The following is a 21,922-nucleotide window of genomic DNA, read 5'->3' as shown; positions in this document are numbered from 1 at the left end:
GTGAAAAATGAAGACAGCAGCAGCATTTGTTTTTATTGCAGCAGTTGCAATGGCGACCCTCAGCACCTACGCCTACTTCGCAGATGTTGAGGAAGCTAAAAACAACTACTTCGAGGCTGGATCACTGGATATTGGCCTGACTAACAGTTTTCCAAGACATGTTATTCTCGACATTTACGACTGGAAACCCGGTGAACCAGGAGAGGATGGAAAGCTTAAAATCTGGAACTGGGGAGAGAACAGGGGAGACCATCTGGAGATAAACTTCAGCTTTGAATACTACGAAGATGACAACGGAAACATTACCGACGGCTTCTTAGCTGGGCCGGAGAGCGACTCAGAAAAAAGCCAGAGCCCGATTGTCGGTGTTCCATATGCTACCGGGCATCTTGGAGCGAATAGAATGGGAAAATTCATCAAAATTCACCACCTGCACTTCAAGTGGTATATAGATGATGATTTGCCCCCTACCCGAGTAGACAAAATTATAGACAACTATCAACCCACAGCTGTCGGCTTGGCAGCGCCTTACAACCTTGTAGATGCCAATGGCAACGGATACATGGATTTAGAAGATCTGGCAATGACAGGATTCGACAACGTACCTCCCCCAGAAATAGATAACGATGGATGGCAAAATGGAACTGATAGTTATCTTGAACTGGCAATGTACATCGATTTCGACACCTCTGCTGGAAACAAATATCAGGGCGATATCACATTTGTTGACATAACGGTAAAGCTGGAGCAGGTGGCGAGTGAGTGATGAAAAGTTACGTCATATTTTTTTCCATTTCTTTAATTTTATTTGCCGGAGGAACTCTGGCCTACTTTTCAGACATTGAATTTTCTCCATCCACTTACACAACGGGTTATATTGATTTGAAACTCTGGCAAAACGGCTGGACAGATAATCCGGGAAGGCTAATTGACATCGAAGCAAAACCCTGCGAATACAAGGAAAAAATAATCAGGATAAAGAATGCCGGAAACAATCCCGCAATAGTTGACCTGAAAATATACAATGTAAGGGATTTCGGTGGTGAGTTTACGGAAGAGGAGGCAAGATTCGATCCGCTCAACCAGGTGAACAAAGTCTCCTATCAGACCTTTACCGGTATTTGGATTGAGTGCGACAGCTTTTCTCAGATGATTGTTGAAAACGATAACAAAACTCTGAGAGACCTTGAAGACGTAAAATTCTACACCTCGCCCATTAATCCAGGAGAGATATGCGACATCCACTTTACTTTCCACATCAACAGCACCGCAGGAAACGAGTATCAGGGGGATATTGCAAAATTTGACCTCGAACTGTCCCTTGAGCAGCTGGATGGAGGTAAAGAAGAAACCTGCTGGGCAATAGGTGAAAATTTCATTGAATTCAAGCAGGGATGGGGTAGTTATTTCCAATATAACGGAGGCACAGTTCAGATTCCAATCTATGCTGGGAAACACAACTTTGCGGGATTTCTTAAAGTTGAGGACGCTGGAAATGGAAAAATTAGGGTTACATACAACATGCAGGGATGGGAACTTCTCGATACTCACCTTTATGTTGGAGATTGCCCACCCCCAAAACCATCGCCAGGAAGATTCCCCTACAAGCACGAATCCGTTAACGCTGCTTTTGACGAATACATCGTTAACAGTGGGGATTGCATAGCTGCCCATGGCGTGGTGAGAAGATGAAAATTATGATTGCTGCTATCTCGTTGACACTCACGGCTGCTGTTCTTTACCTGAGCGGATTTAGAGTTCTGAATACATACGGCACCTCAATGCTTCCAGAGCTTGAGACGGGAGACCTGATTGTAATACATCCCAAAGAGAATGTCGAGCTGGGAGATATTATAACCTACAAAAAAACCATAAACGGAAAAACGTATTTAATAACCCACCGTGTGGTGGGCAAAACGGAGAATGGTTTCGTAACCAAGGGAGACAACCTTCAGCGTGTGGATGAAAATGTGAAGGCAGAAGAGGTTGTGGGAGTTTATTTGGGTAAAATACCAAAAGTTGGCCTTGTAGCAAACTTTGTCAGAACTTTCTGGGGCTATATGCTTCTCATTCTACTCCCAAGATTAGCTTTATTAATTATTGAATTAAAGAGTATTGTAGGCGGTGACTTAAAATGAAAAGAACTCTGATTTTTTCACTGCTCGCAGGGATGCTAATCTTAGTGTCGGGAACGCTCAGCTACTTTTACGACTCAGAAGTGCAAAGAGGCTACTTTACAAGCGGACACTGGGCTTCGGAGATTTACCCAGTAGAGAGCTTCGTTTTAAAGGAAAGCGATGTGAGAATCGTTTTCGAAGGAGAAGAAGGTATTAGGTATGAATATGACGTTATTTTCAGAATTGTTGATGCCCCCGGAGTTCCGGAATTAGACTGGGATGGGGAGAATTTTGTAGAATTCAACCTCAAAAAAGACTTAAATGACTGGATAGTCGGGATGGTTATCCAGCCTCATGCGAACGGCACTTATAACGGAATTCTCAAAATAAGCTACCCTTCCTATCCATATAAAGTTCTGGAAATTCCCGTAACGATTACTCTGGAGGAATAATATGAACCGGATTTTTACTGCTTTGGTGGTTTTTTTCATCCTTTTTTCCGGGTACGAGATTCTCACGGATGATGTCAGAATACTCGTTGTTTTGAGCAGCAGTATGGAGCCTCTGATGTACCCCGGCGACCTCATCATCGTGAAAAAGAATTCGGAAGTTAAGGTTGGCGATGTAATAGCTTTTTCCGATCCTTCGGGTAAAAAGGAAGTGCTAATTACTCACAGGATCATCGAAGTGGAAGATGAAAGAATTAAAACTAAAGGTGATGCTGTAGAAGACCCGGATCCGTTTAACGTCAGCAAGAAAGATATTTACGGTACTTTTAAATTCGGAATTCCCTACATAGGATACCTCTTCCATGAATTCAAGAGCAGAAATTTTCTTATGTATTTCCTTTTCATCCTGCTTCCTGCATCAGTTCTTATGGTCTCTGAATTCAAAACTCTTACAAAAAACGATAAAGAGTTGAGAAGAGAGGCGAGATTAAAGGAGATAAAATTAAGAAAATACAGAAAGCATTTTTCTATCTGGAAAGCCACAATCATTTTTGCTGGCTCGTTGATTGTGGTTTCACTGCTATCAACTCCATCGCTAACCGAAGAAAACGGTGTTGTTACCAATAATGGATTCTTTGACGTTTACGTTTTCCACGAGACCCCACCATACTACACAGTATTAAAACCCAATGAAAAAGTAGAAATCAAAGATTTTACAGTCATAAATGCCTTTTTACCCCTTTTAATATTATATCCAGCCTACAAATATGGGATACTCCCCTTCATCCAATTCGTTATGGCCTCGATCGTCACATTTTTCTTAAAACCGTTGTATTATAAAACACAAAAGAAATATATATGAATGGAGGTGAGAAATATACATGGAAGCTAAGTTGAACATGAGAAAAAATTACAAGGTCGTTATAGTCGCTTCACTGTTAACCCTGATAATATCTTCCTATATGCTTTACAACGGCTTAAAACCCGAAACTAGGGAAACTGAGGTTTTAATTAACCACTATTCCGCCCTAGCGTATTTCAGGGGTGGTGCTGAAGTTAAAAAAGATAACCCCATCTGGCCAAATGGAAGTTTTGTGACTCTTCCCGTCTATTCTTACTCTCTGACTCCTGAATACAGAGGAGAATTTTACTTTACGACGTCACCGAAAAGTGATGTGGATATTACCGTCGAAACGAGTGTGGTTTACTTCTACGAAGTAAATGACGTGCCTGTATGGAAGAAAGTGTATTTTACTGCCACCAACAGCTCAAAGGGAGAGATAAGGACTATTTTCGAGATAAACGTGTCCGATCTTAAAAGCAGGATAAATGATGCGCAAAACTCCTTTGGCGTCTTCCTTGGTAAAACGGGCGCTGAGGTGATTGAAAAAGTCAAATATAGTGGAATCATTAAAGGAAGGGAGGTTGACGAAACACTTACCTTCACAATACCTGTAGATGTACAGAGCACCTATTATTCATTCTCCACATTAAACGAGACCAAGGAATTTACAATACCTGAAAAAAGAATTATAAACGTTCCCAAGCCTTTTTACGCCACCTTGATTCCTGCTGCATTTGTGATTTTGTCCGCAGCATTTCTTATTGCTTCAATTTTGCTTAGGATCGTCTATAAAGACGTAAAATTCCTTGAAAAAGAGATTGAGGCTGCAAAAAGAGATAGACTGATTAAAAGCGCATCATTTGCAAAAATACCCGAAACGAACCTTGAAAAAGTCGAGGTTGAGACTGTTGAAGACATATTCAAGGCTGCAAATGAGAACCTCGAACACATTTTCTATGACAGGGACAAAAAAGTGTTTTTCTTCGTGCACGGAGGTGTGCTTTACTATTGCAGAGAAAAATGAATTACTCCTAATAATTTATTTTTGAAAAGACATATATTTTAAAAAATCGAATTAATATTCTAATTTAAATTCTTAAATTTAGAATTCTAAATTTTCTGAAATTTTCTATTTTGCAACAAAAAATTTATTTTGCAAAAGGTGAATTTGATATATGATGAGAACAATTACAATAATAATGAGCTTAATAATTGCCTTCAGTATGCAGAGTGCAGCAGCGATGCCGGTTATAATAAAGGTTTCGGAAGGCCACTTAGATGAAATCGCCAATTCAATAAAAAATGCAAAGAAAATAGAGCTGTTCAATGCAATTTCTGCGGATTTGAGCTACGAAGAAATCAAGAAACTTTCAGAGAATCCAGCAGTGCTTGGTATTTACTACGACGTGGATGTAAAGGCTGTAGATGAAATCCAGATGCTTTCAATGCCGGATTTGTTCTCGTCAACAGCCACATCAGATGGTACTGAAGACCTGTGGAACCTGAATTTCGTTAACGTTTCAGGAGTCTGGGAGATGGGCTACACAGGAAAAGGTGTAAAAGTGGCAGTAATAGACACAGGCATCGCACCGCACCCCGACTTTGGAAACAGAATAACAGGATTTGCAGACTTTGTAAACGGTAAAACAGAACCCTACGACGACCATGGTCACGGAACACATGTTGCTGGAATAATTGCAGGGTCGAGGACAGGTGTTGCACCGGAAGCAGAAATACTAGCTGTAAAGGTACTCGATAGCAGGGGAAGCGGTAAGCTATCTACTGTCCTTATGGGTATTCAGTGGGCTTACGAGAATGGTGCTGATGTTGTGAGCATGAGTCTTGGTGCACTTCCCGGCATAGGAGGGAGCTTCAGCAGAATTATCAGCAGTAATGAAGTTGCCGAAATCCAGCTGCCGGTTTACTCATCTCTTGGAGAAATCTACGATGAGATGGACAACTTCGTTCCGAGCTACATCAAGATGAGGATAAATCCGGATACAGTGAACTACGTATGGGCTGCACCACCATACGGCGGTGCCAGAGTGCTGGAGAGAGTTGTGGAGGGGCCTTTTACTTTGAAATTTGATTTAATAGGATACGTAAACGGAGAGTTTGCCGTAAAGCTCGAAAACAATGGAGAAGTCAGAGAGCTTCTGAGAATTTCGTCATCAAGCTACAACACCTGGAAAACATTCGAGTTATCCTCAGATGCTGGTGGAAAGCTTATATTTGAGTCGCAGGGTGATAACTACATCTGGCTTGACAACATAGCCATTCCCGAATACGACTTCTATGACGATGTGGAGAACGGAAACAGTGGCTGGAATGCAAGCGGGTGGTTCATAGTTCTTCACACCTTATCCAAAGAAATTCCAGAAGGCTTTGATTTCGAATTGATAAGCCCATCCGGAAGTGCGGTTGAACCCTACTGCGTTGTCACCACCTCATATTATGACTGCCAGTATTCACCTTCAAATGTTCTTGAGAAGGGGAACTGGACAATCAGGCTCTCAAGCTCCTCGACAAAGAAGGTGGAGGTTGATGTCACAGCATATGTCGTCTACCCATCCAACGGCCACGACCTGCTCAGCGAAGCTGTAAATGAAATTGTAAGCAGAGGTATTGTTACGGTCGTTGCAGCAGGCAACTCTGGAGAGCTTGGAGAGAGGAGTATCGCCTCGCCAGGTTCGGCAGAAAGGGCAATAACTGTTGGAGCAGCTGACAAAAACGGAAAAGTCGCCTACTTCAGCAGCATGGGGCCAGTTGGTTACGAGAAAGAGTACATAAAGCCTGATGTAGTCGCACCCGGTGTTTCTGTAGTTTCAACGTGGAGAGATGGCAGTTACGCATCACTTTCTGGAACATCGATGGCCACACCACACGTTTCGGGAATTGCAGCAATTCTTCTGCAATTCAACCCGGATATGAGCCCGAATGATGTCAAAAGAGCAATAGAGGAATCTGCCACCGACATAGAAGAGGCTGGAAAGGACGTCAAGTCCGGCAGTGGACTTGTAGATGCCTACAGGGCCCTAACCGCGGCCATGAACATTGAAGTTAAGAAAAATCAACCGCCAGTGGTTCTCTTTGAAATCACCCCTGAAAAGCCTGTTGCAGGGGAAGAAGTTCTCTTCAAATCACTCTCCTACGACCCTGATGGCAAGATTTCGTGGGTCAGGTGGGACTTCGGTGATGGTGAGTCCAGAGTTGGGCCTGGATTGCTCCACGTGTACGAGAAACCGGGAGAATACACGATAACAATAACAGCATGCGATGATAAAGGACTGACAAACTCCACATCCACCACTCTGAGAGTTTACGAGGCGACAGTTACAGTTCAGGGATATGTTAAAAACTCCGTAGGGATGGCGGTTAAGGCAGAGATAGTAACTCCTGACATGGTCGTTTCAGCAGATGATTCCGGATACTACGTTGTTGAAGTGGAAAAGAATGCGACGGTAACTGTCTTGGCTGAAGGTTATGAAGAGTACACTTTTACTGCTGAAAAGGACGGATATTACAACATAACGCTGAAGGACATAACTCCACCGAAGATACATCTTCCTGAAATCGGTGAGTACATAAACTACACCGAACTTGAGATAAATGCTGAAGTCTTCGACAACGAAACGGGTGTTTCTGAGGTTGTCTACTACCTTGATGGCTCAGAGGTGGAAAATACTGTTAAGCTCTCAGAGGGGTTGCACGAAATAAAGGTCCGGGCATCTGATTATGACGGGAATGCTGCTGAAGCTGCGTTAAGTTTCACAGTTGACGTAACAAAGCCGGAAATAACCCTAATAGATGCAGAGTGGAGTTCCGAAGGTTACAAAGTTACGCTGAAGACCTCTGAGGAAGTGGAAATCACTGCAGAAGGAGGAGACTGTAGCATACAGGGAGACGGTTTGAACTGGGTCGTTCTTGTAAAGTCTGGAAGTACTGTAACACTCCAAGCAACTGACAGGGCTGGAAATTACGAGACAATGCAAATAGTTGTCCCTGAAGTCAACATACAGCTTATTGCTCCGAGTGGTTTAACAAACACTGCTGAGATGAGATTCATTCTGCCGTATGAGGCAGGTTACTCGATATACGTTGATGGGAAAGAAGTTTACAAGGGAACTGGCTCAGGCGAGATTGCTGTTAACCTTGAGCTTTCAGATGGAGAGCACGTATGGTGGGTCAGGGCCTTTGGTACTGAGAGCGAAAAGCTCAGCTTCACGCTCGACACCAAACCGCCAGAAGTTGTCAGCGTTGAATTGGATGGAAATACGCTGACAGTAAAACCGTCAGAGGAGCTGAAGTGGGCAAAGGCCAATGGCATAGAAATGCAGAAAGAAGGTGAAGTCTGGACATGCAGCATATCTGACTCAGAAATAACGATAACAATGGAAGACCTGGCAGGAAATATTGGGGTTTACGAGTACACTAAGAAAAAGATTGTAGCTGACTTCACCTTTACACCGGAAAATCCAAAGGTCGGTGAGAGGGTGACCTTCAAAGCTTATGTGGAGGGTATAGAGTACAAACAGATAATATGGTTATTCAGCAACGGCAGGATGAGGATGGGTCAGACCACGACAATGTCCTTCAGCAGTCCTGGTGAGTACACAGTAAAAATGGCTGTTCTCACTCCAGACTACAAGATTGCCGCACTGGTAGTTAAAGAAATAAAAGTTTCTTAACTCTTTATTTTTCCCAGCAACTCCTCAACACTTGTCAGCTCTCCCTCCGACACCTCGATGTTCGCCTTGAACCTCTTAAAGCCATCGAAGTTTGTCAAGTAGCTCGCGTAGATGCCGTTCGGGATTACTCCACCACTTTCAGGTGCTTTATCAGATAGTTTTACCTTAAGCTTAACAATTCTGCCGTTGGCTTCAACCTCGACCACATCGCCGTCATTAACTCCGCTCCTCTTGGCAAATTCTGGATGGAGAAAGATGACTGGCTCCGCTTTGCTTTTTGTCTCGTCCATAACCAGAGCGTGCCTCGCCACAACGATGTCAGCTTCTACCTTCAAAAACTTGGAAAAGCGCATCATCACAATCCCTCCTTTATCTTGTTAAGGATGTAAACGTCGTTGACTTCCTTCTCCTCCAGAGGCTCAAGCTTTACCCTCACTCCATCACTTCTTACCATCGTCCCTCCAGCCTCCACGCCAGATATGGCCGAAGGAATCACCACGTCAGCAATCCTTGCGGTGAAGCTCATTCTCGGATCGACAACTATGGTGTTGATTTTTCCGAGCTTTGACGACACCTCGAAGGGGAGAGAGTAAACTGGATCCGTTCCTACAATCAGAGCGGCGTCAATCTTTTCGTTCTTCAAAAGCTCTGTGAAAGCGAACTCCTCGTCACTCTTGCCGTCCCTGAAGCTATACTTGTTCACATGCCCCACTCTCTCGAAAAGAGTCTCGTTGAAGCCCCTCATGTTGCCGTGGAATCCAGCGGGGATGAAGTAAACGGGAGCGACTTCATTCAGCTTTTTGACCATTTCCTTGAACTGGTTTAAGTCCTTCAGTCCATACTTGAGGCCAAGACCGCCAAAAATCACATTGAAATCTGCCCTTTTCATCTCATTTATTATCACTCCCGCATCCTTTGCGTACTTTGCCGCCTTGCCTTCAACGACCTTTACGAAGGAATCCACCAACTCCGCATCGTCATCGACCCTGATAAACCTTGCATTCTTCTTCGCCAGAACTGCGGTTTCACTCCTTCTCACATCGACAACGACCAGAAAGCGATCCTCATCATAACCTCTCGGCCTCTTTTTCCCCCTCGGATAATACGTATACTTCGACAGGTGCCTTGAAAGGCTGTGGTAGGGATTTGTCCCCCAGTAAACCAGCACGTACGCGTTGTCCCTCACCTCGTCAAGAGTTGTTGTCGGCATCTCTCCTTTCAAAACAGCCTCAACTAACTCGCCAAGGCAGAAGGAAGAGTTGTCATCAATGTATCCATTCAGCTTCTCCGCAACATCTATTGCGATCTTCTGAGCTTCAACAACCGTCGTGTCGAGGCCGTAGATAGCGGGATTCTTCGCTTCCTTAAGAATTTCAACTGCCTTCTCGATCGCTGTGTCAACGTCAACTTCCCTGCCGTCAACCCTCGCTACCGCTCTGTTTTCGTTGTATTTTGCAAAAATCTCCTTCCCCCTTCTGCACGCGTTGAAAACCTTTCCTTCTTTGATGTATACATCATCACAAAGACACGAACAACCTGGGCAGATCATAATCATCCCTCCAGAAATCTTATCGCGTCACTCGGACAGTTCTCCCTGCAAACCACACACAGTACGCGATTTTTACCGTATCTCCTGCAAGCCTGCATGTTTATAACCTTAACAACGCCATCTTCAACTCTCAGAATTGGATCATCAATGGTAGGGCCGTTGCCCACTGCCGCCCCTTTGGGGTCTTTCTCCACATGAACCGGGCAGACAACGACACAGTTACCGCAACCGGTGCATAAGCTTTCATCAACAATCAGACCCGTTTCGGTTGCCTCCTCAAGAGGCTTCAGCATTTCTTCAAGCTTCTTCCTCTGCCTCTCGTATTTTTTGTCCTCGTAAAGCGGTTTACAGTCTTCAAGCTTTTTTTCCCTGTTGAGGAGTTTGAAGGCAAAGCTCATGCAGGTTGCCTCACCGCATTTCTTGCAGTTGGTTTTTGGCAAAAGTTTGTAAATGTCCATCGGATTGAGCGCCATGATAATTACTTGGATAATTTAATTAAAATTCTTTTGCTGTTTCTACCTTTTAGCCCAACACCGAAATTACTCCAAAACCATACGCAATGAAAAGGGCCGAGATTATGCCAAACGGTGTCAGGATGATGTTTGGAGTGACGTTAAGCTTTCTGCCATCCCATTTCGAATTTATTACGATAGTGTAAGCTATGGTATAGAGGATTATAAGGGGAGATATCAGCTTCACCTCAACTCTCTCCGAGATGGCAAATACATAAGCCCAAAGAGCAATGGTGATAGCTGAAAGAGGATACAGCGACTTCAAAGCCCTTTCAGGGCCGAAGTAAACCGGCGTATTTTTCAGACCCGCTTTTTTGTCAAACTCGTAGTCTGAGACGGCAGTGGGAATGTAGAAGGTTGCCGCAAGGAAAAAGGCTGCCAGATAAATCGCCGTCGGTACTTCTGCCCCGCCAATGCTCAAACCAGCGTAAAATGCCAGCGTAGCAGCGAGGGCGTTGCACACCACATCCATAACCGGCTTTGCCTTGAATCGTGGTGGGGCAGAATAGACATAACCGACAACATTTGCCGAAAGCATCGCAATGAAGAACTTTTCATTTATCGCTGCAGCGGTTGCCAATGAGAGGACGAAGAAGATAAAGCAGTAAAGCCACGCCTCCCTTACTGATATCTCCCCCGTAACGAGGGGCTGAAGGGAAAGATTTAGATCTTTCACTCTCCCGTCGTGCAGTCTGTCGACATCTCTGTCGAAGAGGGCGTTGATCGTGAAGCTGAAGCTCATCCAGAAGATGAAAGAGAGAATGCCGAGAACTGCATGCAGAAGACTCGTGTTTGGAGTTATACCGAACCCAAATCCGACAGCATAGGGAAGAAGGAAGCAGAGCCACGCCACAGGGCGAAGAAGTCGCCAGAATTTTGAAGGGATTTCGACTTGATTGATGTTAGCAAGACTGTTTTCCATGAATTTTGAAAGACTGTTATGATTTAAAATTTTTGTTAAGCAACTCTTCGTATGCTCTGACATTTCTGTCAACAAGAGAGTAGTTTATAGTTTTATACTCCCTTATTTTCTCCAAATCAACGTCAGCGACAACAACCTCATCCGCATTTTCGTCGCTAAACTTTGCCAGAATCCCATCGAAGCTTGCGATGAGACTTCTTCCAACCGCTTCACTGCCTGTAAAAGTCCTCCCGACTCCTCCCGCCTTGACAATTGCGTAGGCGTTGTCGAACGATCTGGTGAAGTAAAGGCAGTGTCTGTACTCCTGACCCGGCAGTTCGGACTTTTTGAACGATACTACCGGATTCAGAACGATTTCCGCTCCTTTGAGAGCGGCAACTCGACATATTTCGGGATACAGAATGTCCGCACAGACCAAAGTGCTTACCAATGCTCCCCTCACCTCAAAAACCTCAAGCTTACTCCCACACTGAATTCCAAGGCTTCTCTCAACTCTCGTTGGATGAATCTTGTCCTGAACTCCAATAAGCTCTCCACTATCGAAAAGGAAGGATCTGTTTTTATATCCATTATCATCAACGACAGCATTTCCCGAAACAACAACACCATACTCTGAACTCACTCTCTTCAAAAAGGCGAGAGTTTCGTCCAGCACCTCTGGAGCCAGCTTAGAGTATGAGAAGTATTCGGGGAACAGCAATATCTCCGCCCCTCTCTCAGCCGCCTCTCTCGCTCCCTTTTCCGCACTTCCCAAATCACCAATCCTGCACTGTATCGCAGCTAACCTCATACTCTCCTCACACCACAGCAGTCCAATCTCGCTTTGAAGGGCTCACCAAACTCCTTCAGGGCATCATACCCATCTACCGCAAAGATCGTCCTGCCAAGCATAACCATTCCAGCCCTCCCCTCAGCACTCTCAACTGCCTCAATGGCATCTCCAACAAGCTCCAGCAGACCCGTTTCCTTAGCAAATCCGTTGGAGCAATGAAAGAGATTGTCAAGCGTCGGTTTTTTCAGAAACTCCTTTGTCCAGGTCCTTCCTGCCTCGGCAATTCTTTTTCGCTGAACATCGTCTCCAATTATGTCCTTTGTGGAAACCTCTCCCATTACAACAAAATCAAACTCAACATCCCAGAAAAACCTCTCCAGTCTTGCCATAGAAGGGCATGCGGCGTTCTTCCTCACCACCAAACCGCCAAATGTCTGTGTCACGACATCACCAAGACCCGTGAAGTTTTTCACCTCTGCAATGTGGGCGAGGTCTGCAGCATCAATGTAACTCATATCTCCAAGATTTGCCGTAGCCAATGCTGCAGCTCCACTCATGCCGAATCCACATCCAAATGGCAGCTCCGATTCAATTTTCACACCCTTCAAGCCAGCCTTTTCAATTACGTGTTCGAGAGTGGGAAAACCCCACTCCTCGCCATTGATTGTGGTTCTGCTGCTTTTCTCAGCCGTCAAACCCTTTGAAATCGTAAATCCCACACCAACACTACCCGACCTCCTCGGATCACTCTCCACATTAGGAGAGAAAATGCAGGTTATGCTTGCAGGAGCAAAAATCATAGGCAATCTTCGATATAAGCCTCAACAATTCTCTCCGCAACGTGCTGTTTTAACCCTTCAACCCACTCCTGCCTTTTTGGTGTCAAAATAAGCACTCTTGTGTCCTCCGTTCCCATCCCTCTCTCAAGCACGTCGTTCGCAACAACCATGTTCAGCCTGTCAACCGACATCTTCTCCTCTGCTACCCTCAAAAGGTCCTCATCGCTGAGTCCGGTTTCAGCCTTAAAACCGATAATAGGCCCACTGTAAATCTTCCTTACTTCCTTTATGATTTTTGGGGATTCTTTCAGCTTTAATACCAGTTCTGGGGCTGTCTTTATCTTCTTAGCTTCCGCATCGACTATGAAGTCGGCAGCTGCGGCGGAAGAGACGAAGAGGTCGCATCCCTTCTCGACTTCGTAGAGGACGGCTTTCATCATATCTTCCACCGACCACACTTTTATCTCCTTGTAGTTCGGCAGATTCATGCCGGAAGGTTTTGAGGTTATGTGAACAACCTCAGCTCCTCTCCTCCAGAATTCGAGGGCAATTTCGAGCCCCATTCTGCCTGAACTTTTGTTGCTGATAAACCTTATCGGGTCAATCTGCTCATAAGTGGGGCCTGAGGTTACAATAACTCTTTTACCCCTCATCTCCTTCGGATACAGTTCCCTCTCTACGTGGAGGCAGATTGTCTCAATATGGGGGAACTTCGCCTTCCCTTCTTCAATTCTCGGCTGAACAAACTCAACTCCCATGCTCACCAATCTCTGTATGTTTTCCAGAACTGCCTTGTTCCTCATCATGGCCTCGTGCATTGCCGGAACGATGATTATAGGTTTTCCTGAACCCAACGCTGTGGTTGCGAATGTTGTTACAGGAGTGTCATCGATACCTTGAGCTATTTTTGAAATTGTGTTAGCTGTGCAGGGGGCGATAAGAAAGAGGTCTGCATCCCCGTACTCGCCAAGAAGGTTGACGTGCTCAATGCTTCCCGTTATTTCCGTAACCACCCTCTTGCCAGTTGCAAACTCAAGAGAGTATGGGTGTATTATCTTTCTGGCTGCTTCGCTCATTACCGCAGTAACATCAGCCCCCCTCCTCACGAGCTCTCTCGCAAGCTTGACAGTCTCAATTGCTGCAATACTGCCAGTAACCCCAAGTACAATCTTTCTCCTCTCAAGCTTTCTGCTTCTCTTCCCCTTTATCCTCTCCAAGTGCACGCTTAACACCTCTCACAAACACCTCTGCGTCCCCACTCTCCAGGGCCCTTCTATACCTCGCCTTTTTTAAGACATTCTCCAAAATCTCGACTTTCTCCTGCAAAGCCCTAAGCTTTTCCTCATCAACTGGCCGAACTTCAAGCTCCTCCTCCTCAACCTCAAGCTCCTCCTCCCCTATGAAGAACTTGAATGGCTCCTCAACCCTTTTCTTTTCAACAATCCTCTCAACCGCTTCCTCCCATGCTTCTCTCCACGGTGCATCCGTTGCGACTTCCTTCGTGTAGTAGCTTGTTCTTGTGACCTTTATCAAATCGTAGGGGCAGGCGTTCTCGCATGCACCGCAGTAAATGCAGAACTTCTCGTTGAAGTGCACCCTCCCCTTGTCCTTCGAGATATACCACACTCTGTTGTGTTTGCAGATGATTATGCACGCTGCACAGCCTACCGGGTCGCAGCGAGCCATTCTCGCCTCAAAAAGTTCAAGTTTTCCCTCCATCGGCTTGATTGTTTTTGCAGCATCGTAGGGACAGACTTCTTCACAGTAAGCGCAGTGTGAGCAGAGTTCCTGATCTATGGTTATCTCTGCAATCTTTTCCGGAAGCTGGAAGGAAATGCGCTTACCCTCTACTTTTATTGCTTCTTCAGGGCAAACCTCCTCACAGAGCTTGCAGTAGTCGCAGGCAGTCTCGTCAATAAGAATGTCAGAATAGGGCATAACATCTTCCGGATGGGGCTCCTTCTCGACCATCTTGAAGACTTCGCAGAATTCTGCACAAATGCCGCATAAATTGCACTTGTCCCTGTCAATCTCAACCTTTCCCTCTATCCCCTCATTCTTCTCCTCAATTTGCTGGCGTGTAATCTTAACCTCTCTTTTTATGGCGTTCGTCGGACAGACTTTGTAGCAGAGAGTGCACTCCCTGCAGGTTTCGTACTTGTAGGTATACATCACTGGTGAGAGTGTGAGAGTTGACTTGTCCACCTTCTCTCCGTTTATGTAAAAATCGAAGGAGTTGAATGGGCAGAATGAGTAACATATTCCGCAGTAAGCGCATTTCAGGTGGTCTATAATAACAGGGGGCATATCGAGCCCTATTGCGATGTCGTGCACAGGCCCAAGCTCGATTGCTCCTACCGGGCAGGCGTAAACGCAAATTCCGCAACCGTTGCACCACTTGTAATCGTAATAAAGCTCCCTCAACTCACCTTCTGCTCTCTGAAAGTAGCGGAACTTACCATCTTCCAGCATCTCAAGGTCTCTCTCCACTTCCATTCCCGCCACCTTTCACTCCTATTCTTAAACACTTTTAACTCTTTGCTAAATAACTCTCTCGAAGCCCTCCTTTCCCAACGGCCTTGTGGCATCGATTCCCCACTTCGAAGTAGTTCCGTCCGCTGATGGGTCAAGACTGCTTCCTCTCGCCCCCTTAACCACCACCAAGTCCCTGTCCGGCTGAAATCTTGTCGCTATAGCAAACTCCACGTCTTCGTAATTCAGAATGTCGATGTCGTCATCAACAACCACAACCCCTTTCATGCTCGGATTTGCTGAAAGTGCAGCCATAATGGCGTTCTTGGCATCCCCCTCCGAACGCTTTTCAATCTGAACAATGCAGTGGAAGTAGTGACAGCTTCCCGGAGTCATGACGACATTCTTAACCTTGCAGACGTTCGAGACAAACTTGTAGATTACCGGCTCATACGGCACTCCCATGAGCATCTGGTGCTCCTTTCCGCCGGGAGTTATGGAGTAATATATGAAGTCGTCCTTAACGTACATCTCGTCGAAAACAATGACCGGCTCATCTCTAACAATGTCATACGTGCCCGTGATATCCACAAACGGCCCCTCCTTAGCAGTCTCAGCCGTGATTCTTCCGAACAAAACTATCTCGGAATCGGGGACGAGCAGACCTTTCTTTTCATAGAGAGTTAGACCACCCATCAGGCTTGCAGCGTAGCTGAACTCCTCCCCCTCACCAACTCTCGTGGCGGAGGCAAAGAGGAATAGCGGGTGAGTGCCTATGGCAACAGCTATTTCAAGCTCCTCTCCACTCTCCACCGCATCCCTCCACATCAGGTAGGTGTGTCTCGGTGGAACAAGACGTGCAGCAACCCTTCTTTCATCAAGAAGAAGCATGCGGTGGATGCTCGCGTTGAAAACCTCATTTCTCTTAGCAATTACAACTCCGGCGGTGATGTACCTACCACCATCACGCGGGAAGTACTTTATGACGGGAAGCTCATGGAGGTTGACATCAACTTTCTTCATGTTGAGGGCGGAGAAGGGCTCAACGCGTATCTCAGCTTCCCTGTCTTCAATCTTCGACAGCTCTTTGGCTATACTGTACGCATCCACGCCTAAATATTTTCCGAGCATTTGCCTCGACGATACGAAGTTCTTGGCTACTTTTTTCCCCTCGACGTTCAGTAAAACTGGAGAATCAAGGAGATTGCGGGATTTGAGAAACTCCACCACCTCATAGTGTCTCAACTCCTCTTCAATCTGAACGGGATTAATCAGGGCAAGAGCGTCACGAAGGTTCATGCATAGTTGTGCAACCCAGACAAATAAATCTCTTCCGTTTGTCGGGACGCTAAAATTTCTCCTGAAAAAGTTACAGCCGAGAGAAAAATCAATTTTTCAGCAAAGTTATGAAAAACGTAAAAGTTTTTTAAACACCCTCACCAAAGCTGGAACGTGAAAATTGAACGACCGAGAGGAACAAGGGATTTTCTGCCAGAAGAGATGGAAAGAAGGAGAGAGATTGAGAGAAAAATGAGAAAAATTGCGGAAAGCTTTGGGTACAGAGAAGTGATGACACCGACCTTCGAACACCTCGAACTCTTCACAAGGAAGTCCGGAGAGGGGATTGTGGAGGAGATGTACGTTTTCAAGGACAAGTCTGGGAGAGACCTCGCTTTAAGACCTGAACTCACTGCTCCTGTAATGAGAATGTTCGTAAACGAGTGCAGTGTGATGCCAAGACCGCTTCGCTTTTACTACTTCGCCAACTGCTTCCGTTACGAGAGACCGCAGAAGGGCAGATACAGAGAGTTCTGGCAGTTTGGTGTTGAGCTTATCGGTTCCAAATCCTACCTTGCAGATGCCGAAGTGATAATTTTAGCAGACAAAATTCTGAAAGAGGTCGGTGTGAAGTTCAGCCTTGAAATAGGGCATGTAGGAATAATGAGACACCTTCTGAAACCGGTTGGTGAGGAGAGGGCATCGAAAATCATGAGGCTGATAGATAAGGAGGATAGGGAGGGGCTTGAAAGGTACCTCGAAGAGATAAGGGTTGAGGATGATTTGAGAGATAAAATTTTCAGCTTGGTTGAGTTAAAAGGCGACGAATCAGTAATTGATGAGGCAAAGGAAATAGTTGATTACGATTTCAGCTATCTTGAAAAGCTTTCCTCATTGCTGAGAGATGTTGACGTTGACTTCACGCTCAACTTGGGCATAGCGAGGGGGCTGGACTACTACACGGGTGTTGTCTTCGAATGTTACGCTGAAGGTCTCGGAGCGCAGAAGCAGGTCTGCGGTGGAGGGAGCTATGAACTTTCCTCACTCTTCGGTGGGCCTGTGACTCCGTCAACTGGGTTTGCAATAGGCTTCGACAGGGTTTGCGAGGTTTGCAGAGTTGGAGAGAAGAAGAGGGATGTTGTCGCAGTCATCTCATTCAAAGGACTTGAAAGCCATGCTTTCAGAATCGCCAGCAAGCTTCGAGATGCTGGCATCACTGCGGTTGTCGATGTTATGGAAAGGAGTCTGAAAAAGCAGATGAGCTTCGCAAACGAGATTGGGGCAAAATATGCAGTCATCATAGCTCCAGAGGAAGTTAAAGAGGGGAATGTTGCCATAAAGAACCTCGAAACGCAGGAGCAGGTTGTTGTAGCTGAGGGTGATATGTTAAAGTTGCTGAAATTTGGCGAGTAAACTTTTTAATTAATTATAACATTCATTCCTCATGAAAAATCTGAAATACGAGGGAAAGGAGAAAGTTGGCATTATAACCCTAAATCGCCCTGAAACGAGGAACGCCCTTTCTCTGGAGCTTTTGCAGGAACTCGAAGACCTTATTGGAAAAATATCCAGAGAAAGAAGGGTTCGAGTTGTAGTAGTAAAGGGAGAGGGCAAAGCATTCTCCTCCGGACACGATTTGAAGGAGATTATCGACAGACATCCTATTGAGGTTGAGAAGCTCTTCAACCAATGTTTCAAAGTGATGCTTGCCATCAGAGATGCCCCTCAGCCCTACATAGCCATGGTCCACGGCATTGCCACCGCAGCTGGTTGTCAGCTCGTTGCAGCCTGTGACTTGTCAGTTGCAGCAAAATCTGCCCTCTTTGCCACCCCAGGTGTTAAAATCGGACTTTTCTGCTTCACCCCCATAACTTTCGTCAGCAGGGCGGTGGGGAGAAAGAAGGCCTTTGAAATGGGCTTTACGGGAGAGTTTATAACCGCTGATGAAGCTTTGCAGTTCGGGCTCGTAAACAAAGTGGTTGAAGATGAGAAGCTTGAGGAAGAAACCATGAAGCTCGCACAGAGTATTGCATTCTACAGTCTCAACACTCTCGAATCTGGAAAGAGGTTTTTCTACAAGCAGATATTCATGGAAGACTTTCAGGCCCTTGCCTATGCCACAGAAGCAATTTCGCTTTACAGCTCCACAGATGATGCTAAGGAGGGGATTAAGGCATTCTTTGAGAAGAGAGAACCTAAATGGGATTGAGAGATGGCTAAGTCCGATTCACGACTGGAAACGAGAGTATAAATTCCGCCTCCTTACCAGATTTTTCAATCCTTATATCCCCACCGTAGCTCTCCACAAGCTTTTTAACGATGAAAAGCCCCATACCTGTGCTTCCTGATGTCGAAAAACCCCTTTCGAACACTTTGTTTTTCACGTTTTCTGGAATTCCTGCTCCGTTGTCCTTGTAGATTACATACACTCTGTCAGAGGTTTCAATCTTCACATCTATTTTGCTTGCCCCTCCGTGCTTGACAGAGTTGCCAATGAGGTTCTCGAAGACGCTGTATATACTATCGTTCGCATAAACAACGGCATTTCCCTCCACATTAACCTCAACGTCATATCCTTTTGCCGATTCCTCGATAACACTCCTCAAATCGTAAGGCTTCAGATTATCCCCTGTTGATAATTCAAGCGCCCTTACCTTCTTTATCAAAGATACTCCTTTAGACACCGCTTCCTTTATTTTATCCAGAAATTTTCTGTTGAATTCCTCATCCAGCAGTTCTGCATAGGAACTAATCGTTGTCAGAATGTTGAGTATATCATGCCTGAGAATGCTATTGAGCAACCTGACATATTCAAGAAGACTCTCAATCCTTTTCTGCATTTCAACCCTTTCCGTGACGTCTGTGAATACGATAAGGTAATACTTCCTTCCTTCATCCTCAACAACCCTCCACCTTATCTCGTTCCACTGGTAACCGCCTTTCCTGATAACTCTTAACAAAAGAGGGTATTCCACCTCATCTTCTCTTCCCGTTGCGATTTTTCTGAAGGCATCAATAGCTTTTGGCACATCTTCAGGATGCACGGTTTGAAGCGGATTGGCTACACTTCCAGCACTTAGGCCGGTTTTTTCAGCTATTCTTTTATTGAGCATTACCACATTAAAGTTCTCATCAAGGATTGCGACCCCAGCAGGCAGTTCTTCAAGGAGCTTTTTCCAGTTCACATTATAAGTTATTATGAAGAATTAAAAATTTTGCGTAATAAATTTGCCGAAGTTCAAAAATCAAAACTCAACAGGCATCCATTACTACAGCATTCTCCGGACATGCTTCAACGCACGCACAGCACTCAACGCAGTCATCACTTCTTTCAGGAACAGCATAGGAATCGATTATCACGAAAACAGCGAAAGGGCATACATCCACACATTTCCCACACCCGTTGCAGGTTTCAAGGACAACTATTGCAGCCATGTCTGGATTTTCCTTAAGGCTGGCATATTAACTTCTCGTTTACTTTTCAGCGAAAGGTATTAATCTTAGGGTTTGAAAGCATTACATGCACGATATTGTCATCAGAGACGGTCTTTGTTTTATTGAGGGCAAATTTATCGAGTGCAGCATCGGTGTTGATGGGAACAAGATAACGCACGTGGCCAAGGAAGTTGAGGGGGGGGAGATAGAGATTGATGCTTATGGCTGCATCGTAATGCCCGGCTGCTTCAATGCTCACACGCATGCGGCAATGACTTTGATGAGAGGTTATGCTGAGGGTCTCCCGCTCAGAGAGTGGCTTGAGAAAATCTGGGAGCTTGAGGCAAGGCTTGACGATGAGGCTGTTTACTGGGGGACGATGCTTGCATGCGTTGAGATGCTGAAATCCGGCGTAACAGCTTTTTCGGACATGTACATCCACATGCATGCAGTAGCTGAGGCTGTGGGAGAGACAGGGATGAGAGCTGTTCTCGGCTACGGAATGGCGGACAGAGGAGATGAGGAGAGGGCAAAAAAAGAGCTTGAAATTGGTGTCGACTTTGCCGAAAAGTGGAACGGCAGCTTTGAGGGAAGAATTACCACCATGCTAACTCCTCATGCACCATACACCTGCTCTCCGGAATTTTTAAGAAAAGTTGCCGAGATTTCAAGGGAGAAGGATCTTTTGAAGCACATACACCTTTCCGAAACACTCTGGGAGGTTAAGGAGACAAAGAAAAAATTCGGAAAACGGCCGGTGGAGTTTTTGGATTCCCTGAGCTTTCTCGACTCGAACACTGTTTTGGCACACGCAGTTTGGCTATCCGACAAAGAGATGAAGATTCTGGCTGAGAGGGGAGCCAGCGTTGCGCACTGCCCGACAAGCAACCTGAAGCTTTCATCCGGAATTGCGAAGGTAGCGGAGCTTATTGAGATTGGCATTAACGTGAGCATTGGCACCGATGGCGCTGCGAGCAACAACATGCTCAGCGTGCTGTCAGATGCGAGAATCGGAGCCTTGCTCCAGAATTTGAGAGGTAAAAGTCTGAATCCCGTGCAGTGGCTGAAAATGGCAACTGAGAACGGATACAAGGCTTACAAACTCAACGGCGGGAGAATTGCCGAAGGCTACCTCGCTGACATTGCAGTTTTCGGCAAAACCTGCAGAAACTCCCCTATGCACAATCCCGCTGCCATGCTTTTTGTTGAAAACCAGGCGATTCATGTATTGGTGGATGGTGTGCTTGTGATGGAGGATGGAATTCTCGTAAACGTCGAGGAGGATAAAGTAATCGAAAAGGCAGAGAATGCTGCTCAGAAGTTGCTGGAAGGCTGACCAGAATCTTCGCAAAAAATGGAGAAAATTTTAATTATTTCCTATGTCAACATTATGATAATGTTGAAACCTAAACGACTGAGACTCAGAGGCAAGGAACAGGATGACCAAGAGCAGGAGCTGGAACAAGAGACCGAAAAACTTGAAGATTACGAAAAAGAGGCCTTAGAAGCAATAGAGGAAGTAAAGCAGAAGGAAGAGGTAATCAAAGCCAAGCGAGAGAAGAAAAAGAAAATAGGACTGCCCAAGAGAAAGGAGTACAGTGTTGAAGAGCATGGAGAACTCGTAGAATACTCTCCTCCAGTTGGATGGAGTGTTATTGAAGAGTACTGGTTGCTTGAGCCTTACTGCAAGGCTTTTATCATCTACAATGAGGAGGAGCAGGAGTATAGGTACCAAGTCGTTGAACCCAGGCTTGACCCATACGAAACGGAGGTTTACGGTCACCTTTCTGTTCTGCTTAAGGAGAGGCTTGAGGAGAAGTTTTTTGAGGATGAGAAGGTTGCTAAGGAACTCATTCTCAAAGAGACTTTTGATGAATTGATCGATGCCGTCGGATTCGAGCTGGAAGATAGATCTTACTACAAAATATGGTACTACATCATGAGGGACTTTCTTTACTACGACAAAATAACTCCGCTAATGCTTGACAGCATGCTTGAAGACATTTCCTGCAATGGTGTGGAGAAATACATGTATATATTCCATCGCAACTACACAAACCTCCGGACGAACATCATTTTCGATGATCCTGATGAGCTTGACAGCT

The 21,922-nt window shown here is 45.4% G+C and carries 21 protein-coding genes and 1 pseudogene; 11 read left to right on the top strand and 11 right to left on the bottom strand.

Annotation, left to right across the window (positions count from 1 at the left end; translation table 11 throughout):
* The first annotated feature begins 7 nt into the window (after window positions 1–7).
* From H0Z19_RS06325 to H0Z19_RS06295, 7 genes are all read left to right on the top strand, one after another.
* A complete protein-coding gene (locus H0Z19_RS06325; RefSeq protein WP_290724931.1) occupies window positions 8–766 on the top strand; it encodes a TasA family protein in 759 nt (252 codons plus the stop codon).
* Window positions 766–1,692, top strand: a complete 927-nt coding sequence (locus tag H0Z19_RS06320; RefSeq protein WP_290724929.1) for a TasA family protein — start codon at window positions 766–768, stop codon at window positions 1,690–1,692. The genes H0Z19_RS06325 and H0Z19_RS06320 overlap by 1 nt, the downstream gene beginning before the upstream one ends.
* Window positions 1,689–2,138 carry a signal peptidase I gene (locus H0Z19_RS06315; RefSeq protein ID WP_290724927.1) on the top strand — a complete coding sequence of 150 codons (450 nt, stop codon included), beginning with the start codon at window positions 1,689–1,691 and terminating at the stop codon, window positions 2,136–2,138. The genes H0Z19_RS06320 and H0Z19_RS06315 overlap by 4 nt, the downstream gene beginning before the upstream one ends.
* Window positions 2,135–2,569, top strand: a complete 435-nt coding sequence (locus H0Z19_RS06310) for a SipW-dependent-type signal peptide-containing protein (protein WP_290724925.1) — start codon at window positions 2,135–2,137, stop codon at window positions 2,567–2,569. The genes H0Z19_RS06315 and H0Z19_RS06310 overlap by 4 nt, the downstream gene beginning before the upstream one ends.
* A gap of 1 nt (window position 2,570) precedes the next feature.
* A complete protein-coding gene (locus tag H0Z19_RS06305; protein WP_290724924.1) occupies window positions 2,571–3,428 on the top strand; it encodes a signal peptidase I in 858 nt (285 codons plus the stop codon).
* 19 nt (window positions 3,429–3,447) lie between these two features.
* On the top strand, window positions 3,448–4,434 hold the full coding sequence (locus H0Z19_RS06300) for a DUF5305 family protein (protein WP_290724922.1): 987 nt from the start codon (window positions 3,448–3,450) through the stop codon (window positions 4,432–4,434).
* 151 nt (window positions 4,435–4,585) lie between these two features.
* Window positions 4,586–8,098 (top strand): S8 family serine peptidase, encoded by a 3,513-nt coding sequence (locus H0Z19_RS06295; RefSeq protein ID WP_290724920.1) that lies wholly within the window; start codon window positions 4,586–4,588, stop codon window positions 8,096–8,098.
* Here the strand turns inward: H0Z19_RS06295 and H0Z19_RS06290 are convergent.
* Genes H0Z19_RS06290 through H0Z19_RS06250 form a run of 9 tightly spaced genes read right to left on the bottom strand, consistent with a single transcriptional unit; the run spans window position 8,095 to window position 16,403 of the window.
* Window positions 8,095–8,454, bottom strand: a complete 360-nt coding sequence (locus H0Z19_RS06290) for a molybdopterin dinucleotide binding domain-containing protein (RefSeq protein WP_290724919.1) — start codon at window positions 8,452–8,454, stop codon at window positions 8,095–8,097. The two genes, H0Z19_RS06295 and H0Z19_RS06290, sit on opposite strands and share 4 nt — an antisense overlap.
* The gene (locus H0Z19_RS06285) at window positions 8,454–9,647 is read right to left on the bottom strand and encodes a formylmethanofuran dehydrogenase subunit B (RefSeq protein WP_290724917.1); all 1,194 of its coding nucleotides are present in this window, start codon (window positions 9,645–9,647) and stop codon (window positions 8,454–8,456) included. The genes H0Z19_RS06290 and H0Z19_RS06285 overlap by 1 nt, the downstream gene beginning before the upstream one ends.
* Window positions 9,648–9,649: 2 nt before the next feature.
* Window positions 9,650–10,120, bottom strand: a complete 471-nt coding sequence (locus H0Z19_RS06280) for a (Fe-S)-binding protein (RefSeq protein ID WP_290724916.1) — start codon at window positions 10,118–10,120, stop codon at window positions 9,650–9,652.
* Window positions 10,121–10,169: 49 nt separating this feature from the next.
* Window positions 10,170–11,081, bottom strand: coding sequence for a UbiA prenyltransferase family protein (locus H0Z19_RS06275; protein ID WP_290724913.1), 912 nt, complete (start codon window positions 11,079–11,081; stop codon window positions 10,170–10,172).
* Window positions 11,082–11,097: 16 nt separating this feature from the next.
* The gene (locus H0Z19_RS06270) at window positions 11,098–11,871 is read right to left on the bottom strand and encodes a carbon-nitrogen hydrolase family protein (protein ID WP_290724911.1); all 774 of its coding nucleotides are present in this window, start codon (window positions 11,869–11,871) and stop codon (window positions 11,098–11,100) included.
* Complete coding sequence (locus H0Z19_RS06265) at window positions 11,868–12,653, bottom strand: pantoate kinase (protein WP_290724909.1); 786 nt, start codon at window positions 12,651–12,653, stop codon at window positions 11,868–11,870. Before H0Z19_RS06265 ends, H0Z19_RS06270 begins: the two co-directional genes overlap by 4 nt.
* Window positions 12,650–13,864 (bottom strand): bifunctional phosphopantothenoylcysteine decarboxylase/phosphopantothenate--cysteine ligase CoaBC, encoded by a 1,215-nt coding sequence (gene coaBC / locus H0Z19_RS06260; RefSeq protein ID WP_365892472.1) that lies wholly within the window; start codon window positions 13,862–13,864, stop codon window positions 12,650–12,652. The genes H0Z19_RS06265 and coaBC overlap by 4 nt, the downstream gene beginning before the upstream one ends.
* On the bottom strand, window positions 13,812–15,128 hold the full coding sequence (locus H0Z19_RS06255; protein ID WP_290724906.1) for a 4Fe-4S binding protein: 1,317 nt from the start codon (window positions 15,126–15,128) through the stop codon (window positions 13,812–13,814). Before H0Z19_RS06255 ends, coaBC begins: the two co-directional genes overlap by 53 nt.
* Before the next feature lie 45 nt (window positions 15,129–15,173).
* Window positions 15,174–16,403: a UbiD family decarboxylase gene (locus H0Z19_RS06250; RefSeq protein ID WP_290724903.1), complete on the bottom strand. Its 1,230-nt coding sequence runs from the start codon at window positions 16,401–16,403 to the stop codon at window positions 15,174–15,176.
* A gap of 153 nt (window positions 16,404–16,556) precedes the next feature.
* Between H0Z19_RS06250 and hisS the strand changes: the two genes are divergently transcribed.
* On the top strand, window positions 16,557–17,795 hold the full coding sequence (gene hisS, locus H0Z19_RS06245; protein ID WP_290724902.1) for a histidine--tRNA ligase: 1,239 nt from the start codon (window positions 16,557–16,559) through the stop codon (window positions 17,793–17,795).
* Between the two features lie 31 nt (window positions 17,796–17,826).
* Window positions 17,827–18,591, top strand: coding sequence for an enoyl-CoA hydratase-related protein (locus H0Z19_RS06240; RefSeq protein WP_290724900.1), 765 nt, complete (start codon window positions 17,827–17,829; stop codon window positions 18,589–18,591).
* Window positions 18,592–18,598: 7 nt separating this feature from the next.
* Here the strand turns inward: H0Z19_RS06240 and H0Z19_RS06235 are convergent, their stop codons facing one another.
* Together H0Z19_RS06235 and H0Z19_RS06230 are read right to left on the bottom strand one after the other, a co-directional pair.
* The gene (locus H0Z19_RS06235) at window positions 18,599–19,567 is read right to left on the bottom strand and encodes a PAS domain-containing sensor histidine kinase (protein WP_290724898.1); all 969 of its coding nucleotides are present in this window, start codon (window positions 19,565–19,567) and stop codon (window positions 18,599–18,601) included.
* Window positions 19,568–19,634: 67 nt separating this feature from the next.
* On the bottom strand, window positions 19,635–19,817 hold the full coding sequence (locus tag H0Z19_RS06230) for a 4Fe-4S binding protein (RefSeq protein ID WP_290724897.1): 183 nt from the start codon (window positions 19,815–19,817) through the stop codon (window positions 19,635–19,637).
* An 85-nt stretch (window positions 19,818–19,902) separates the two neighbouring features.
* Between H0Z19_RS06230 and H0Z19_RS06225 the strand changes: the two genes are divergently transcribed.
* Window positions 19,903–21,153 carry an amidohydrolase gene (locus tag H0Z19_RS06225; protein WP_290724895.1) on the top strand — a complete coding sequence of 417 codons (1,251 nt, stop codon included), beginning with the start codon at window positions 19,903–19,905 and terminating at the stop codon, window positions 21,151–21,153.
* Between the two features lie 54 nt (window positions 21,154–21,207).
* Window positions 21,208–21,922 (top strand): annotated as a pseudogene (locus H0Z19_RS06220) (secretion system protein E); the annotation flags it as partial.

The sequence above is a fragment of the Archaeoglobus sp. genome, from assembly GCF_017656475.1.
In the GTDB taxonomy this organism is placed as follows: Archaea; Halobacteriota; Archaeoglobi; order Archaeoglobales; family Archaeoglobaceae; genus Archaeoglobus.
The sequence above is the reverse complement of the archived record's forward strand: the minus strand, read 5'-3'. Positions and strand labels throughout refer to the sequence as shown.